This window comes from Nocardia sp. NPDC019395 (assembly GCF_040632335.1).
Classification (GTDB): Bacteria; Actinomycetota; Actinomycetes; order Mycobacteriales; family Mycobacteriaceae; genus Nocardia.
In genome coordinates, this window is sequence record NZ_JBEYBT010000007.1 from 152,406 (window position 1) to 169,044 (window position 16,639).

Consider the following 16,639-nt stretch of genomic DNA (forward strand, 5'->3'; position numbering starts at 1 on the left):
TTCACTCCGAGAGCTCGGCCGCGGGTTCGGCCGGGCCGGGCCGGTGCGGGGGTCCGTATGGGAAGAGCGTATCGATACCGCGGATGTATTCGTCGCGGTCCAGATCGCCGATGAGCAGGCTTTGCAGCACGTATCCCGGCAATATCCCGAACAGTGCGACAGCGACCGCGTCGAGGTCCGCGTCGGCGCCGAGCCATCCCTGGTCCCGCATTCGTTCGGCGTAGTCGCGCCAGATGGCCCGGATGCCGGTCATGGTCCGGAGTACCGGTTCGGCGGCCTGTTTATCGATCAAGGCCAGTGACCACGCCTGCGGTGCCAGCCGTAAGCGGCCTTCGGGCCCGCTCTGGGTATCGAGCCAGGCTGTCATGTGGGCGACAAGTTCCGCGGGTGTCGGGAGCGGATCGCGATAGATCACCTCCGACATCCGGGCGCGGATATCGCCGGCCGCCGTCGAGGCGAGGGCGATGACCAGCTCGTCTTTGCCCTTGAAATACCGGTAGACGGCACCGGCCGACAGTCCCGATTCGGTGAAGACGTCCTGCATGGAGGTCTGGTGGAACCCCTTGCGTACGAAACAGACCCGGGCGGCGTCGAGGATCTGCTGCCGGCGGCGTTCCAGGTGTTCATCGCTGACTCGGGGCATACCTCCAAACTAAAACGAATGTTCGTTCTTGACAAGCCGCGGCGACCGATGGGACGGTGGGGTCATCGTTAAAAAGAACGAGCCTTCGATTTCCGGGAGAACGTCATGAACGTCATCCAGCGCGCCGTGGCCATCGGATTGGGCGCGGCCCTTCTCCAAGCGCTGATGCTGATCGCCTTCGCCTGGCCCGCGACCAATATCGCCCCGCGTGACCTGCCGTTGGCTGTCGCCGGCCCGCAGGCGGCGATGGTCGAGGCGCGCCTGGCCGGTCAGAGCCCCGGCGCTTTCGAACTGACCACCCTGCCCGACGAGGCCGCGGCCCGCGAAGCCCTCGGCGACCGCGAGGTCTACGGGGCGATCATCACCGGGAACGGTGCGCCCCGGATGCTGGTCGCCTCCGGCGCGAGCCCGGCGGTCGCCCAGCAGCTCACCCAGATCGGGCAGCAGATGTCGGGTTCCCCGGCCGCACCGGTCGAGGATGTGGTTCCGGCCGATCCCGATGATCCGCGCGGTGCCGGATTCGGCGCGATGGCCCTGCCGCTGGTGATGGCCGGTATCGCCGGGGGCGTGCTGCTCACCCTGCTGGTCCCGTCGGCTGCCGGACGGATCGCGGGGGTGGTCACCTTCGGTATCGCGGGTGGCCTGCTGAGCATGCTGGTCACCCAGACCTGGCTGTCGATCGTTCCCGGCCCGTATCTGGGACTGTCGCTGGTCGCCGGTCTGGTCTCTTTCGCTGTCGCCGGTACCGTCGCCGGCCTGGCGACGGTGATCGGCCGCGCGGGTATCGGTATCGCGGCGCTGGCGATGCTGCTGATCGGTAATCCGTTCTCCGCAGCTACCTCGGCCCCGGAACTGCTGCCGCAGCCGTGGGGAACGGTCGGGCAACTGCTGCCGCCGGGTGCCGCGGCCTCGCTGCTCCGGTCGGTCGCGTTCTTCGACGGGGCCGGGGGACAGGGGCCGCTGCTGGTGCTGGCGGCGTGGGCGGTCCTGGCGGTGGTCCTGCTGGGCATCGGAGTGCTGCGCGACAGCCGTCGTCGCGAACCCGAGCCGAGCGAGCCGGAATCGATACCGGTGCCCGCCTGATCCGCGCGCCGGCAAATACGACGGCCCGCTACCCGGTATCCGGGTGGCGGGCCGCTGTTCGTTCGCGTCTCCGGCCGGTCAGCCGCGGACCTCGGCGCAGGAGTGGCAGGTGCCGAAAATTTCCAGTGTGTGGCTGACCTCGGTGAACCCATGGCTCGACGCGGTGCTCGCGGCCCACGCTTCCACGGTCGGGCCGGCGACCTCGACCGTGCGCCCGCAGTGCCGGCATACGAGATGGTGGTGGTGCCCCGTGGAGCACTGCCGGTACACCGACTCCCCGTTATCGGTGCGCAACACGTCCACCATGCCGGCGTCGGCAAGGGACTGCAGTGTGCGGTAGACCGTGGTCAAACCGATGCCCTCACCCCGCTGGCGCAGTTCGTCGTGTAGTTCCTGGGCCGACCGGAACCTGTCGATATCCTCCAGTAGCGCGGCGATCGCGTTGCGTTGCCGCGTGGTGCGAATACCGACTGCTTTCTGTGTGGTGGTCCCTTTCGCGGTGACCAGGTTCTCGGACACGAATTACCCTTCTTCTTCGGCGTGCGCTACTGCGTCGACCACGATATGTGCCAGATGATCGTCGACGAGTTCGTACAGGACCTCGCGGCCCGAACGCTCACCGTGCACCACCCCGGCCGATTTGAGTATTCGCAGATGCTGGCTGACCAGCGGCTGGGTGACACCGAGGGCATCCACCAATTCGTGCACACAGCGCGGCGACTCCCGCAGTTGTAACACGATGGCGATGCGAACGGGGGCCGCGAGCGCGCGCAGCAGCTCACCGGCGTTCTCCAGTACAGTCCGGGTGGGAATCGGGACCGGAGCAGGGGAACGATAGGGGTTGTGGGCGACGGCGGCGGTATCGGTTGTCATGGTCCACTCCTTATTGGAAACCGGTCCCATTTTGATATGCATGGATATGCATGTCAAATGTCCATGCCGGTGCGGGTGCGAAACCCACTAGCACGGGTGGATACGCTATACAGGATCAGCGGTCCGGCCTGCGCGCAACGACCGGCCGCGGTCACGTGCGCCCGATCCGGGCAGCGTAACTTTGGCGATTCGTAGTGGATGGAGAGTTCTCGCGTGGCACCCAAGTCGAAGGTGGACACCGTTGCCAACCTCGCCAAGCGCCGGGGCCTGGTGTACCCGTGTGGTGAGATCTACGGCGGTACCAAATCGGCGTGGGACTACGGTCCGCTGGGCGTCGAGCTCAAGGAGAACATCAAGAAGCAGTGGTGGCGGTCCATGGTCACCAGCCGTGAAGATGTCGTGGGCCTCGATTCCTCGGTGATCCTGCCCAGGCAGGTCTGGGTTGCTTCGGGTCATCTGGAGACGTTCACCGACCCGCTGGTGGAATCCCTGCACACCCATAAGCGCTACCGCGCCGACCATCTACTCGAAGCCTACGAGGCCAAGCACGGCCATCCGCCTGCCAACGGCCTGGCCGATATCAACGATCCGGAAACCGGTCAGCCGGGCAAATGGACCGAACCGCGGAACTTCTCCGGCCTGCTCAAGACCTACCTCGGCCCGGTGGACGACGAGGAGGGCCTGCACTATCTGCGCCCGGAAACCGCGCAGGGCATCTTCGTCAACTACAAGAACGTCGAAACCACCGCGCGCAAGAAGCCGCCGTTCGGTATCGCGCAGATCGGTAAGAGCTTCCGCAACGAGATCACCCCCGGCAACTTCATCTTCCGCACCCGCGAATTCGAGCAGATGGAGATGGAGTTCTTCGTCAAACCGGGCGAGGACGCCGAATGGCACAAGTACTGGATCGACACCCGGTTCTCCTGGTACACCGACCTCGGTATCGACCCGGAGAACCTGCGCCTGTTCGAACACCCCAAAGAGAAGCTGTCGCACTATTCGGCAGGTACCACCGATGTCGAATACCGGTTCGGCTTCACCGGCGGCGAATGGGGTGAGCTGGAAGGTATCGCCAACCGCACCGACTACGACCTGTCCACGCACGCCGAGCATTCGGGTGTGGACCTGAGCTACTACGACCAGACCACCGAAGAACGCTACATCCCGTACGTGATCGAACCCGCGGCCGGTCTGACCCGCTCGCTGATGGCGTTCCTGGTCGACGCGTACGCCGAGGACGAGGCCCCGAACGCCAAGGGCGGTGTGGACAAGCGGACCGTGCTGCGGCTGGACCGCCGGCTCTCCCCGGTCAAGGCCGCCGTACTGCCGCTGTCGCGCAACGCCGACCTCACGCCGAAGGCCAAGGAACTGGCCGCCGCGCTGCGCCGGAACTGGAATATCGAATTCGACGATGCCGGCGCCATCGGCCGCCGCTACCGCCGGCAGGACGAGATCGGTACCCCGTTCTGCATCACGGTCGATTTCGACACCCTCGACGATCAGGCCGTCACGGTCCGCGAACGCGACACCATGGCACAGGAGCGGATCGCCCTCGACCAGGTCGAGGGTTATCTCGCGCAACGCCTGATCGGCTGCTGACCCGCCCGGCGCGCTCCTGCCGTTTCCGGACACCCGGTTCCGGCAGGGGCGCGGTGCACCGGCTCGCTCGATAGCATCGGGACGTGATCACCATCGAAACGTCCTACACCGGCCACGTCGAACCGGACGGCGCGGCGCAACGCCGGGAAGTCCCGGGCGCGCGGTTCACCAAGATGTCGGTCGGCCCGATGAACAACAACACCTACCTGGTGCAATGCACCGCGACCGGTGCGGCTCTGCTCATCGACGCCGCCAACGAGGCGGCCCGGATCATCGAACTGATCGAACAGGAAACTCCGGGCGGGGTCGGCCTGATCGTCACCACCCACCAGCATCCCGACCACTGGCAGGCGCTCACCGCTGTCGCCGAGGCCACCGGCGCGCCGACCGCCGCCCACGCCCTGGACGCCGAACCGCTTCCGGTCCCGCCGAAACGCCTACTGGCGGAGGGGGACACGGTCACCGTCGGCGAACTGACCCTGGAGATCATCCACCTCGTCGGGCACACGCCGGGCTCGGTAACCCTCGCTCTCACCGACGGTTCGGGCCGGACACATCTGTTCACCGGCGACTGTCTCTTTCCGGGCGGAGTCGGGAAGACCTGGAAACCGGGGGACTTCGACACCCTGTACGCCGACGTCACCACCAAACTTTTCGGCCGGTACGGTGACGATACCGTCGTCTATCCCGGCCACGGTGATGACACCACCCTCGGCACCGAACGTCCTGCGCTGGCCGAGTGGAAGAGTCGCGGCTGGTGATCTGTCCACGGCACGGCCGGCGCGCGGCCGTGCCGTAGACGCCCGGCAGTCCGGCCGTGCCCGGAACGGCCTCAGGACAGGCTGACGAGCTGCTGTCGCAGCCAGGTCAGGGCGGTGGCGCCGCCCGCGACCCGGTAGTGCGGGTAGCTCTGGTGGATACCGGATTTGACGAAATCGTCGACCTGCTTCTTGCGTTCCTCGTAGGCGTCGCCGTTGAGCTGATCGTGCAGCAGTCCGACCCCGCCCGCGGCCAGTGCGTCGTTGAGCAGTTCCACACCCAGCGAGTGGTAGTTGCTCAGTTGGGCGGGATCGGCATTGGAAACCTGGGCGAGGAAGCCGGCGATGCGGGCCGCGAAATCACCGTCCGGGGTGGAGCAGTACAGATCGCCGACCGCGCAGAAGGTGTAGGTGCGGTTGCTGAGCCAGCCGAAACCGGTCAACCGGGGGCCGCCCGCACCGGCGCCGGGCACCGCGGGGCCGATCAGGTTGTCGATCGGGGAGCGGCGCGGATCGGCGATCAGTCCGACCAGGGAGACCCGGTCGGCGGGCACCACACCGAGCCCGGTGCCGATCTCGGACGCGAGATCACCCGCGGCATCGGCTCCCTGGCTGTATCCGAGCAGCGCGAAACGGGTGTTGCCGCAGCGCCGTGCGACATCGGAGATCAACCCGCGCGCCCCGGCGATCGCCTCGTTCTTGGAGCGGCCGTATACCTCGCCCTCCCACGGGAAAGCGGTCGCCGTATAGGCGACGTAGTCGGAGTAGGCGCCGTTGGGCAGTCCGTCGGCGGCCGCGGCGAGCATCCCTCGACCGGGGTCGGCTTTCGATGTTTCCCAGGTTCCGGGGATCGCGACCACATATAGGTTCGGGCAGTTCGCCGGAACGGCCTGGGCGGTCGTAGTGACCGCCGCGGGGGCGAGGACAGTGGCGAGAGTGATCGCCACACCGGCAGCGGTGGTTTTCCATCCAGGCATTGTGTTCTCCATGTGCTCACCGAGACGGCCACTGGCCGTTCACCTGTTCCCAGGTTTCCCAAAAATGTCGACAGACATGCCCGCATCATCGCGGTCTGACGCATAAGTATGGGCGGGTCCGCGGTCACCGCCGGAACGAGTGATGACGCAGCAGATCTCGCCGACGTACAGCAAATCACATCGGCGCTGGTATCGGCAGCGCAACCTACCGCTGTTCGACCTCGATCCACGGGAAATTCACCCTCGACCGCGACTCGATGCCGAAATTGTCCTATTCGACCGATATTCGAACCGCCGGCCCCGATAACGATTCGGGCGACAACTCCGACGCGGCGTGCCACGGCACAGTCCGGATTTCGGGTTCGATCCGAAGGCGCCGGGCCGCGGGACGAGCCACCGAACCAGTCTGAACAGCGAAGACGACTCAGAGAATCGGTCGCGGCGGGATTGCCGGTTCGGGCCGCGCCCTGTCCATGGACCGGAACCTGCCTGGCAGACTTGTGACGTGACTTGGACGCCAGTGCGTACACGATCGGCCGCGCGGCCCGGTTCCGGTGCCGCGCGCGGGATCGGAACCGCGATTCTGCGCTGGACCGGCCGGCTGCTGGCCGGCGCCGTACTGGTCGGCTCGGTGCTGGTGCTCGGTACCGGTGTGCGGGTGTGGCAGGTGGCGCGGATCGAGGACTACACGCCCGCCGACGCCATCGTCGTGCTCGGCGCGGCCCAATACTCCGGGACCCCGTCCTCGGTGTTCGAGGCACGGCTCTATCAGGCGGAAAAGCTATACGACCAGGGCGTATCGGATCTGATCGTCACGGTCGGCGGGAAACAGGACGGCGACCTCTACACCGAGGCGGCGTCCGGGAAGATGTATCTGACGGACGCCGGTATCCCGGAGGATTCCGTTCTCGCGGTGGAAACCGGGTCCGATACCTTGCGCAGCATCGAAGCGGTGTCCGTGGCGCTGCGGGCCCGCGGGCTTGAGTCCGCGGTGCTGGTCAGCGACCCCTGGCATTCGCTGCGTACCCGCACCATGGCCCGGGACGCCGGGCTCGACGCGTGGACCGCGCCCACCCGCACCGGCCCCGCCGTCTACACCCGCGAATCCCAGGCGCACGGAATCGCCCGGGAAACCGCGGCCCTGCTCTGGTATCAGCTCACCCATTTCTCGGCGGATTTCAACTACACCGCCGGGCAGTGAACCCTTCACCCGCCGGTGCGGCCGAACACGCTGAACCGTCACCCCCGGGTGGCAGACTTGGCCGATGAGCTACACCGAGCACGACCGGGAACGCCTGGTCACCGAGGCCCCCAAAACGGCCGGTCTGGTCGATGCCGGCGCCGCCGGTAACGGGCATCGCAGCGAATTCGCGCGCGACCGTGCCCGGGTGCTGCATTCGGCCGCGCTGCGCCGGCTGGCCGATAAAACCCAGGTCATGGGCCCGCGTGACGGTGACACTCCGCGCACCCGGTTGACCCATTCACTGGAGGTCGCGCAGATCGGGCGCGGTATCGCCGACGGTCTCGGCTGCGATCCCGACCTGGCCGAACTCGCGGGGCTGGCGCACGATATCGGTCATCCGCCCTACGGGCACAACGGTGAGAAGGCGCTCGATATCTTCGCCGCCGATTTCGGTGGGTTCGAGGGCAACGCCCAGAATCTGCGCATCCTGACCAGGCTCGAACCGAAAGTGCTCGACTCGTACGGCGGTAGTGCCGGGTTGAATCTCACCCGCGCCGCTCTCGACGCATGCGTCAAATACCCGTGGCAGCGTGCCGAGCCGGGCGGCAAATTCGGCGCCTACGAGGTGGACACCGACCGGCTGGCCTGGGTGCGCAAGGATGCCCCGGATCTGCGGCCGGCCCTGGAATGCCAGGTCATGGACTGGTCCGACGATGTCGCCTATTCCGTGCACGATGTGGAGGACGGGATCATCGCCGGGCGGATCGATCTGCGGGCGCTGGCGGATCCGGTGGAGCGCTCGGCGCTCGCCGAGCTGGGGCATGTGCAGCATCGCGGCCTGTCGGTCGACGATCTGGTGGCGGCGGCCCAGCGGCTGTCGGAGTTGCCGGTGGTCGCCGATGTCTTCGCCTATGACGGCACGCTCCGGAGTTCGGTGGCGTTGAAGCGGCTGACCAGCGAACTCGTGGGTCGTTTCGCGAACGCCGCGGTCGTGACCACGCGGGAGGCCTCCCAGGGCCCACCGGCCCGCTACTCCGCCGATCTGATCGTGCCGCCCGTCGCCGCCGCCGAGGTCGCGATCCTCAAGACGGTCGCGCTGCGCTATGTGATGTCCGATCCCGACCACAAACTGCGCCAGGCCGAGCAACGGGACCGGCTGACCGCTGTCGCCGGACATCTGCTGGCCACCGGCTCCGCCGCGCTCGATCCGATCCTGCAGCCCTGGTGGGACGCCGCCGCCGACGACACCGCACGGGTGCGGGTGATCGTGGACCAGATCGCCTCCTACACCGAGAGCCGTCTCGAACGCGTCGCCGCCGGTCTGTGAGCCGCGGTGAGTTCGCGCACAGGGTGCTCGGGTTCCAGCAGTCGGTGACTCACCTAGACTCGTCTCCGTGACCGGACGAATATCAGCTCGCGATATCACCGCCATTCGTGAGCGGGTCCGGATCGAGGATGTGGTCGGTGAATATGTGGCGCTCAAACGCGGTGGCGCCGATTCGATGAAGGGCCTGTGCCCGTTCCACGACGAGAAATCGCCGTCCTTCCATGTCCGGCCCAACCACGGCCTGTTCCACTGTTTCGGGTGCAGTGAGGGCGGTGACGTGTACGCGTTCATCCAGAAGATCGAGCACATCGGTTTCGTCGAGGCCGTCGAGCAGATGGCCGACCGGATCGGCTACCGGATCAACTACGAGGGCGGCGGGACCTCGGTGCAGCGCGACCGCGGCACCCGAAGCCGCCTGGTCGCCGCCAACGCCGCCGCGCACGAGTTCTATATGGCGCGGCTGCGCGGCCCCGACGCCACCATGGCCCGCAAATACCTCACCGACCGAAACTTCGACGAAGCCGCCTGGACCCAGTTCGGCTGCGGATACGCCCCCGAGGGCTGGGACACCCTCACCAAACACCTGTTGAACAAGGGCTTCGAGTTCAAGGAACTCGAGGCGGCCGGCCTGTCGAAACAGGGCCGGCGCGGCCCGATCGACCGTTTCCACCGGCGACTGCTGTGGCCGATCCGCAATCTCGGCGGTGATGTGATCGGTTTCGGTGCCCGCAAACTGTTCGAAGACGACACCATGCCGGGTAAGTACGTCAACACCCCGGAAACCTTGCTGTACAAGAAATCTCAGGTGCTGTTCGGTCTCGATCACGCCAAACGGGATATCGCCAAAGGTCATCAGGCCGTGGTCGTCGAGGGCTACACCGATGTGATGGCCATGCATCTGGCCGGGGTGAAAACCGCCGTCGCCGCCTGCGGTACCGCGTTCGGCGACGACCATCTGGCGATCCTGCGCCGCCTGCTGATGGACGACAACTTCTGGCGCGGCGAGATCATCTTCACCTTCGACGGTGACGCCGCCGGCCAGGCCGCGGCCCTCAAAGCATTCCTGGGCGACCAGAAAGTGGCCGGGCAGACCTACGTGGTGGTGTCACCGGACGGTCAGGATCCGTGCGAGATGCGGCAGCGCTCGGGTGACGCCGCCCTGCGCGATATGGTCGCCCGCCGCGAGCCACTGTTCGATTTCGCGCTGCGTCAGGAGATCGCCAAACGCGAGGACAGCCGCACCCGCGCCCTCACCTACGACAGCCAGGTCGAGGTGATGCGCTGGGCGGTGCCCATCGTCGCCCAGATCAAGGACCACGGGCTGCGCAAACGCTATGCCACTCAGCTGGCGGAATGGACCGGCTGGCAGGACCCACAGCTCGTCTACCGCCGCGTCGACGAGGAAGCCCGCAAACTCCGTGGCGCCGCGGCGGCCCCCACCCGCGGGCCGCGCCCCGAACAGTCCGGCCCGGCGCAGCCGGCCGCCCACCCGGACCCGCGCGATCCGGTGCTGCGGTCCCAGCGCCAAGCCCTCACCGCCGGACTCCAGTACCCGGAAATCGCGGGCCCGGCCTTCGACGCCCTGGAACCCGACGCGTTCACCCACCCCGCTTATATCGCCGTGCGCACACTCATGGCCGAAGCCGGTGGCGCCTCGAGCGGGCTGTCGGGTGCCGACTGGATCGGCGCGATCAGCGACCGCACCGACGACCTCATACTCCGCGCCCTGGTCTCCGAGTTGGCGAGCGAACCGCTGCCGGTGAAAACCGCCGGCGATATCCCGCGCTTCATCAACGGCGTCCTCGCCAACGCTCAAGCCGGGCTGGTCGGGCGGCAGATCGCGGAACTGAAGTCCCGCCTGCACCGCGTCTCCTCTACCGACGACCCCGACACCTACATGGCGCTGTTCGGCGATCTGGTGGCCCTGGAGCAGTACCGCAAAAGCCTCCTGGATCAGGCCATGGGCAGCGGCGACTTCGCCTCCTCCGCCTAGGCCGGCCGAAGCCCGCCGCGGCTCGCGCAAGACGGGAAGCGGACGTGCTGGTGCGCTAGCGCTGCCGCAACTGATCGTGCGGCACCATCACGGTGGTGCGCTCGTCCAGCGGCTCCATCGGCTCCAGCTTCTGCTGGGTGCTCAACCTGTCCGATAGCTTCTGCCGGCCCACCATCACCAGCTTGCGGGTCACCGGGCTCCCCGCGACGGCACGCGCACTGGCACTGATCTGCTCATAGCGCGCCCGCCCGGCCTTACTGCCCAGCACATAACCGGCAGCGACACCGATGATCAACCGCAGCATTAGGGTCGAGCTCCTCCCAGTAGTCCGTGCTGCCCTATCCTGCCCGACCGCACCGACACCTGTCGATCCGACGCCACCACAGACGCACCGCTCGGAACCGTATTCGCCCGGTCAGTCCGAGCTCGACCCCGCGATTTGGGCGCGCACCCACCGATACGCTAAAGTTTCACCTCGGTCAGCCCGGTACGGGCGAGACCATGAGCAATCCCCTATAGCTCAATTGGCAGAGCAGCCGACTGTTAATCGGCAGGTTACTGGTTCGAGTCCAGTTGGGGGAGCAATATCAGGCTCCTGACCATCGGTTTCATCCGAAGGGTCGGGAGCCGAATTCGTGCCACAGTTGCCAGAACGGTAGATAGATCGCTGCAAATCTGCGCCGCGTGTGTCGGACGGGCTGAGTAGCGCGCCGAGTCCGTTCGCTATACATTGAGTTCTGTTGAACCTGAAGGTCTTTCGACGAGTGTGGGCGCCGATGTGATCCTCCGGCAATTGGGTTCGAGGCAAGATCGGCGCAGTGTGCGCACCGCTCGGGGGTGGAGGGCTCACCACCGATGCTTTCTTGCCTGATACTATCGCTCCCGATAGTATCGGTAGCGATAGTAATGGGCCGGTATGGGGGTGTGCATGGTTGACTTCATCGGACGGCAGCATGAGCTGGACACACTCACCACCGCACTGGCCGGGGTGCGGGCGGAAATGGGAACCGCGCGGCCGGGTCGCTGCCTGGTCCTGCGCGGCCGACGTAGGATCGGCAAATCCGCGTTGGTGGAAGAGTTCGTAGACCGGAACCGGGTGCCGAACGTCTACTACACCAGCGAGATCGGATTCGGTGCCGATCCACTCGCGTCGTTCGTCGACGAGGTGCGGAGCTCGTCGCTGCCTGATGCCGGTGTCTTCGCCGAGGCGCTGCCCGGAAACTGGACCGCGGCGTTGCGGCAGCTCGCCGGTATTCTGCCGACGGATGAGCCCAGTGTGGTGGTGCTCGACGAAGTGCCGTACTTGATGAATCCCGACGGCGCGTTCGAAAGCGTCCTGCAGCGGGCGTGGGACCGCGAACTCTGCCGCAAGCCGGTGCTGCTGATTCTCATCGGCTCCGACTTGGCCATGATGCAGGCACTCACCTCATACGGACGCCCGTTCCACCAGCGCGGCACCGAAATGCGGCTGGGCCCATTGAACCCCGCGGATGTGGCGGCGATGACCGGCCTGGAGCCGGCGGCCGCGTTCGACGCGGCCCTTGTCACCGGAGGACTACCGGTCATCGCAGCGCGGTGGCGGGCGGGCGACGATGTCGAAGCATTCCTTTCCCGAGAGCTGGCAGACCCGGTGAGCCCGTTGGTTGTCTCCGCACAGCTGTCCCTCGCCGCCGAATTCCCGGATCACACCCAGGCCCGTCAAGTCCTGGCGGCAATCGGCAGCGGCGAACGCAGCTTCACCAATATCGCCCGAGCCGCCGGCGGTATCTCACACTCGACGCTCACGCGGGCCGCGCAGCTCTTGACCGCCAAAGGTATTGTGGCGGCGGAGCTTCCCATCAGCCTCACGCCCTCCAAAGAACGCCGATACCGTATCACCGATCCGTATCTTCGCTTTTGGCTGACCTTCTTGGGGCCGCATCTCACCGAGCTGGACCGGAGGCGTCCGGATCTCACCCTCGAGCGAATCCGTCGTGGCTGGACGAGCTGGCGTGGCCGGGCCGTGGAACCGCTGGTCCGGGAGGCGCTCGCGCGTCTGCTGCCCGCGCAGGGCATCCCGGCGGTCCCCGCGATCGGCGGCTACTGGACTCGCAGCAACGACGTCGAAATCGATATCGTCGGCGCGGATCGCGAGCCGGTCGCACACGAGCTCGCCTTCCTCGGGTCCATCAAATGGCTGGAGAATTCCCCTTTCGACACCCACGATCTGACCGCGCTTCAGTATCACCGTCATCGCGTCACCGACGAGCCGATCCCCCTGGTCGCCGTCGCACGGTCCGGAGTCATCACCCAGTACATCGAGGCTGCGTTCACCCCGGCGGACCTGATTCAGGCATGGCGGCCCAGCAGCTCACCGGACTCCTCGGGGAGATGATCGGCCTTGTCCAGCAAATTGTGCTCGACCAGGGTCTTCATCACGAAGGAGGGTGAGGTCTTCGCGGGTGGCGAAGCGCCGCGACAGGGTCGCTTTGCCGACGTCGGCCTCGCGGGCGACCGCGGCCATCGGCACCGCGAGGCCTTCGCGCGTGTAGAGGCGCCGGGCCGCGGCGAGGATGCGTTCGCGGTTGCGTTCGGCGTCGATGCGCAGCTCTGGTTCGGACGGTTCCGCGGTGGCTGGGCGCGACTCCGGCGCCGGCGAGCCCCGAAGGTTCGGTCGAGCCAGAACTATCCACCGAGTAGATAGCTGGTATCCGCGAGACCCGGTTCCCCTTTCGGCGATCCGACCTGACACTGGTGACTCGGACCACAGTCAGTCGAACCGTCGATAAGGACAGAATCGTGTCTCACCTGCTGGCTCACCTCAGCCACGTCGAAATCACCACCCCGGATGTCGCCGCGTCAGCGCGTTTTTATGTCGAGCAGTTCGGGATGCGGGCTATCCATGAGGTCGATGGTCGCGTGTATCTGCGGTGCTGGGGTGACTACTACACCTACAGCCTGGTCCTCGTCGAGGGTCCCGAGCCGACGTTGCGGCGGATGGCGTGGCGCACGACCAGTGCCGAGGCGCTCGAGCAGGCCGCCGAGCGTATCGAAGGCGCCGGAATCTCGGGGGAGTGGACGAGCGGGGCGTTCGGTTTCGGCAGGGCCTACGAGTTCACCGGGCCCTACGGTCACCCGATGCGCCTGTTCTACGACGTGGAAAAGTTCAGCGCGGAACCGGAATTCAAGTCGATCTACCCGGACCGGCCGGAGAAGCGTTCCGCGCATGCCGGGGCTCCCCGGTTCCTGGATCACGTCACGATCGCGGCGACCGATGTGCGCGGCTTCTGCGCCTGGTACTCCGAAGTGCTCGGATTCCGCACGATGGCCTTCACCGATCTCGAGGAAGCGCCCATCACCGTTTTCGGTGTTCTGACGACGAACGAGAAGTCGCACGATCTCGGGGTGGTGCTCGATACTTCGGAGCGGGCCGGCCGCATCAACCATGTCGCGTTCTGGGTGGACACCTATCAGGAGTTGCTGGTGTGCGCGGATGTGCTGATGGAACGCGGCACCGCCATGGAGTACGGACCGTCCATCCACGGCATCGGCGAACAGAACTTCTTGTACTTCCGTGAGCCGAGTTCGATGCGCATCGAATTGAATTCGGGCGGATACCGCAATTACGTACCGGACTGGGAACCGCATACCTGGAAGCCGTCCGAAGGCTCGAACAACCTCTACCGCAACGGCGCCATGCCGCATTCGATGACCGAATCCTTCCCCTTCGCCGAAGGTTTGACGGCGACGGAAGAAGGGGCGCCGGAGGAGATGAAAGCCGAGCTGCTCAATCCCTACGCGAATCCCGGCCAGGGCTGACCTGCGCCGCTCCCACCCGGTGTCGTCGTAGTTGAAGGAGTAACGAAGTGAAGATCGCACGTCGGCAGTCCGACGACGGGCCCATTCTGGCGGTGCTCGCGGAGGGTGACCTGCTCGTCGACCTCGAGCCACAGGCCGGACTGGCGGCTCTGCTCGGCGACCGAGGCAGAATCCACGACGTCGCCGACCGGGCCCTGGCACAGCGGAAGACGGTGACCGGCCTGGCCGACGCGGTGCTGCTGGCACCGCTGGACCCGCCGACTTTCCGGGATTTCTCGACGTTTCCCGACCATACGGAGGGAGTGGTGAAGCTGCTCGATCCGAACGCCACCGTGCCCGCGGAGTTCTGGGAGATCCCGACGTTCTACTTCTCCAACCCCTACGCCATCACCGGCCCCTACGCGGACGTGCCGATCGCACCGGGCTGCACCGACTTCGACTTCGAACTCGAGGTCGGCGCGGTAATCGGCGCGGCCGGTCGTGACCTGAGCGTCGAGGAGGCAGCCGAGCACATCGCCGGATATATCGTGATCAACGACTTCTCCGCCCGTGACGTCCAATTCCATGAAATGCGGCTGCGTCTGGGCCCTGCCAAAGGTAAGGACACCGCGACGACCCTCGGTCAGTTCTTCGTCACCGCCGACGAACTCGCCTCCCGGATCTCGGGACCGTCCTTCGACCTCCGGATGGAGGTCGCCGTCAACGGGGAAACGGTCGGGGAGGACACGCTCGATCACATGGCGTGGAGTTTCCCGGCGCTGGCCGCGTACGCGTCGCGGGGTACCGAGATCCGGCCGGGCGATCTGCTGGGTTCGGGAACCTGTCGCAGCGGATGCCTGGCCGAGTTGTGGGGCAGGCACGGCCGTGCGGTACGTCCGGCACTCCAGCCGGGTGATGTGGTCACCACAACCGTCGACGTCCTCGGCGAGACCCGCAACCGAATCGTCGAGGCCGCCCCGATGCTGCCGATCCGTGCGTGGAGGTCGGCATGACCGGCCGGACACCGATCAGCGGCGATGACATGCCCGGCGAGCACAGTGGCCCGCGGCGGTTCCGTGAACAGCGGTGGCTGGTCGACGAGACGATCAGGGCGCAGACCATCGAATTCGATCAGCCACGGCTGGCCTACCATCTGGGGCCGATCGGCGACGAACTCGCTCCGGCGGATATGGCCGTTATTCGCGGCGCGGTGCACAAACTCGATGATCACGTCCCCGTCGTGACGGGGGTAGCGCGGCGCCGGGAGCGGTTCGCGCGGCAGGCCGAGGATGCCGGGCACCCGCAGACGGCCGCGGTGCACTGGTATGCCGCGGCACAACTGTGGTCGCTGGCGTGCTGGCCGGTATGGACCGACGAATCGCTGGTTCACGAACTCGACGACCACAAGAATGCCGCCTACCTTGCCTGGGGCGCACATTCCGATCACCATGTCGAGCGCGTCGATATCCCCTTCGGTGACGGTGCGCTTGCTGCCTGGTTCCACCGCCCGGCCGGTGTCAGCGGGCCGTTGCCTACTTTGCTGGCCTGTGGCGGCATGGACGCCCCGCGCGAGATCGTCGTGTCCCGCGCGGGCGACCCGTGGCTGGCACGGGGATTCGCGGTCCTCGCCGTCGACGGCCCTGGTCAGGGGGAGACCGCGATCAGGGGCGTCCATATCACCCCTACCGCCTGGATCGACGCGGGCCGGGTGCTGGTCGATTGGCTGCGTGCGCGTCCCGAGGTCGACGACGACCGGTTGGTCTGTGCGGGCACCAGTTTCGGCTCGCATTGGATGACTCAGGTCGCGGCCACATCGCCGGTGTTCCGCGGTTGTTCGGTCGCCCTGCCGGCCTTCGAACCCGGCCTCCGGACATTGTTCGAACAGGCGTCGCCGACCTTCAAGGCCCGGCATATGTGGATGGCCGGGCTCTACGACGACGAGGCCGCATTCGACGACCTGGTCGCCGGTTACGATTTGCGCCCGCTCGTCGCGGAGATGGATGTTCCGTGGCAGGTCATCGGCGGGACGGCCGATGAATTATCGCCCACTCGCTGGGTCGACGAACTCGCCGGAATCTGCCCCGCACCCTCGTCGGTCACCCGCTACGCCGGGGCCCGCCACTCCATGACCGACAGCCCGGCAGCCGCACTGGGGCCGAGCTGGCGCGGGCTGACGATCGACTGGTTGCACGATCGGGTGCTCGGCAGGCCCGCCGAGGACGAACATCGATTGGTCACCGCCGCGGGCGAAGTCGTCGACCTTCCGCATCCCCGCAGGAGTTGAACGGTGTCACCGCGTAGTGAAGGAGTAACGAAGTGAAGATCCCACGTCGGCAGAACGGCGACGCGCCGATTCCGGCGGTCGCCTCGGCGGAAGTCGTCGCCGGGGCGGCGTCGGTGCCGCCGGTCCGCGCGTGGAGGCCGGC

General features: G+C 66.6%; 16 protein-coding genes and 1 tRNA gene. 11 read left to right on the forward strand and 6 right to left on the reverse strand.

From position 1 onward, the window contains the following. Position 1 precedes the first annotated feature (1 nt). Positions 2-643: a TetR/AcrR family transcriptional regulator gene (locus tag ABZ827_RS19215; RefSeq protein WP_357238265.1), complete on the reverse strand. Its 642-nt coding sequence runs from the start codon at positions 641-643 to the stop codon at positions 2-4. Between the two features lie 105 nt (positions 644-748). Here ABZ827_RS19215 and ABZ827_RS19220 point away from each other — a divergent pair, with 105 nt between their 5' ends. Beyond that, a complete protein-coding gene (locus tag ABZ827_RS19220) occupies positions 749-1,726 on the forward strand; it encodes an ABC transporter permease (RefSeq protein ID WP_357238266.1) in 978 nt (325 codons plus the stop codon). Between the two features lie 78 nt (positions 1,727-1,804). On the opposite strand, the gene ABZ827_RS19225 is transcribed toward ABZ827_RS19220, so the two are convergent. Beyond that, the gene (locus ABZ827_RS19225; RefSeq protein WP_357238268.1) at positions 1,805-2,245 is read right to left on the reverse strand and encodes a Fur family transcriptional regulator; all 441 of its coding nucleotides are present in this window, start codon (positions 2,243-2,245) and stop codon (positions 1,805-1,807) included. Positions 2,246-2,248: 3 nt separating this feature from the next. After that, complete coding sequence (locus ABZ827_RS19230) at positions 2,249-2,599, reverse strand: metalloregulator ArsR/SmtB family transcription factor (protein WP_357238270.1); 351 nt, start codon at positions 2,597-2,599, stop codon at positions 2,249-2,251. A 213-nt stretch (positions 2,600-2,812) separates the two neighbouring features. On the opposite strand from ABZ827_RS19230, the gene ABZ827_RS19235 reads away from it, so the two are divergent. Further along, on the forward strand, positions 2,813-4,198 hold the full coding sequence (locus tag ABZ827_RS19235) for a glycine--tRNA ligase (protein ID WP_357238272.1): 1,386 nt from the start codon (positions 2,813-2,815) through the stop codon (positions 4,196-4,198). Positions 4,199-4,281: 83 nt separating this feature from the next. Continuing rightward, positions 4,282-4,959 (forward strand): MBL fold metallo-hydrolase, encoded by a 678-nt coding sequence (locus tag ABZ827_RS19240; protein ID WP_357238274.1) that lies wholly within the window; start codon positions 4,282-4,284, stop codon positions 4,957-4,959. Between the two features lie 71 nt (positions 4,960-5,030). Here the strand turns inward: ABZ827_RS19240 and ABZ827_RS19245 are convergent, their stop codons facing one another. Continuing rightward, positions 5,031-5,933, reverse strand: coding sequence for a cutinase family protein (locus ABZ827_RS19245; protein WP_357238276.1), 903 nt, complete (start codon positions 5,931-5,933; stop codon positions 5,031-5,033). Between the two features lie 568 nt (positions 5,934-6,501). Here ABZ827_RS19245 and ABZ827_RS19250 point away from each other — a divergent pair. The 3 genes from ABZ827_RS19250 to dnaG all read left to right on the forward strand — a co-directional run bounded on the left by ABZ827_RS19250 (position 6,502) and on the right by dnaG (position 10,436). Continuing rightward, complete coding sequence (locus tag ABZ827_RS19250) at positions 6,502-7,134, forward strand: ElyC/SanA/YdcF family protein (protein ID WP_357238431.1); 633 nt, start codon at positions 6,502-6,504, stop codon at positions 7,132-7,134. Between the two features lie 64 nt (positions 7,135-7,198). Beyond that, a complete protein-coding gene (locus ABZ827_RS19255; RefSeq protein WP_357238277.1) occupies positions 7,199-8,443 on the forward strand; it encodes a deoxyguanosinetriphosphate triphosphohydrolase in 1,245 nt (414 codons plus the stop codon). Positions 8,444-8,510: 67 nt separating this feature from the next. Continuing rightward, entirely contained in the window at positions 8,511-10,436 is a 1,926-nt protein-coding gene (gene dnaG / locus ABZ827_RS19260; protein WP_357238279.1) for a DNA primase, read from the forward strand. A 55-nt stretch (positions 10,437-10,491) separates the two neighbouring features. Here dnaG and ABZ827_RS19265 read toward each other — a convergent pair whose 3' ends face one another. Then, positions 10,492-10,740 carry a hypothetical protein gene (locus tag ABZ827_RS19265; protein WP_357238281.1) on the reverse strand — a complete coding sequence of 83 codons (249 nt, stop codon included), beginning with the start codon at positions 10,738-10,740 and terminating at the stop codon, positions 10,492-10,494. Between the two features lie 205 nt (positions 10,741-10,945). Between ABZ827_RS19265 and ABZ827_RS19270 the strand changes: the two genes are divergently transcribed. Further along, positions 10,946-11,018: transfer RNA gene (locus ABZ827_RS19270), tRNA-Asn, on the forward strand. A 346-nt stretch (positions 11,019-11,364) separates the two neighbouring features. Continuing rightward, on the forward strand, positions 11,365-12,810 hold the full coding sequence (locus ABZ827_RS19275; protein WP_357238283.1) for an ATP-binding protein: 1,446 nt from the start codon (positions 11,365-11,367) through the stop codon (positions 12,808-12,810). Here the strand turns inward: ABZ827_RS19275 and ABZ827_RS19280 are convergent. Continuing rightward, positions 12,787-13,167: a helix-turn-helix domain-containing protein gene (locus ABZ827_RS19280; protein ID WP_357238285.1), complete on the reverse strand. Its 381-nt coding sequence runs from the start codon at positions 13,165-13,167 to the stop codon at positions 12,787-12,789. The genes ABZ827_RS19275 and ABZ827_RS19280 overlap by 24 nt on opposite strands. Positions 13,168-13,214: 47 nt before the next feature. On the opposite strand from ABZ827_RS19280, the gene ABZ827_RS19285 reads away from it, so the two are divergent. The 3 genes from ABZ827_RS19285 to ABZ827_RS19295 are packed head-to-tail and all read left to right on the forward strand — an operon-like array spanning position 13,215 to position 16,497. Next, positions 13,215-14,234, forward strand: a complete 1,020-nt coding sequence (locus ABZ827_RS19285; RefSeq protein WP_357238287.1) for a VOC family protein — start codon at positions 13,215-13,217, stop codon at positions 14,232-14,234. 47 nt (positions 14,235-14,281) lie between these two features. Then, on the forward strand, positions 14,282-15,226 hold the full coding sequence (locus tag ABZ827_RS19290) for a fumarylacetoacetate hydrolase family protein (protein ID WP_357238289.1): 945 nt from the start codon (positions 14,282-14,284) through the stop codon (positions 15,224-15,226). Next, positions 15,223-16,497, forward strand: coding sequence for an alpha/beta hydrolase (locus tag ABZ827_RS19295; RefSeq protein WP_357238291.1), 1,275 nt, complete (start codon positions 15,223-15,225; stop codon positions 16,495-16,497). The genes ABZ827_RS19290 and ABZ827_RS19295 overlap by 4 nt, the downstream gene beginning before the upstream one ends. Positions 16,498-16,639 lie beyond the last annotated feature (142 nt).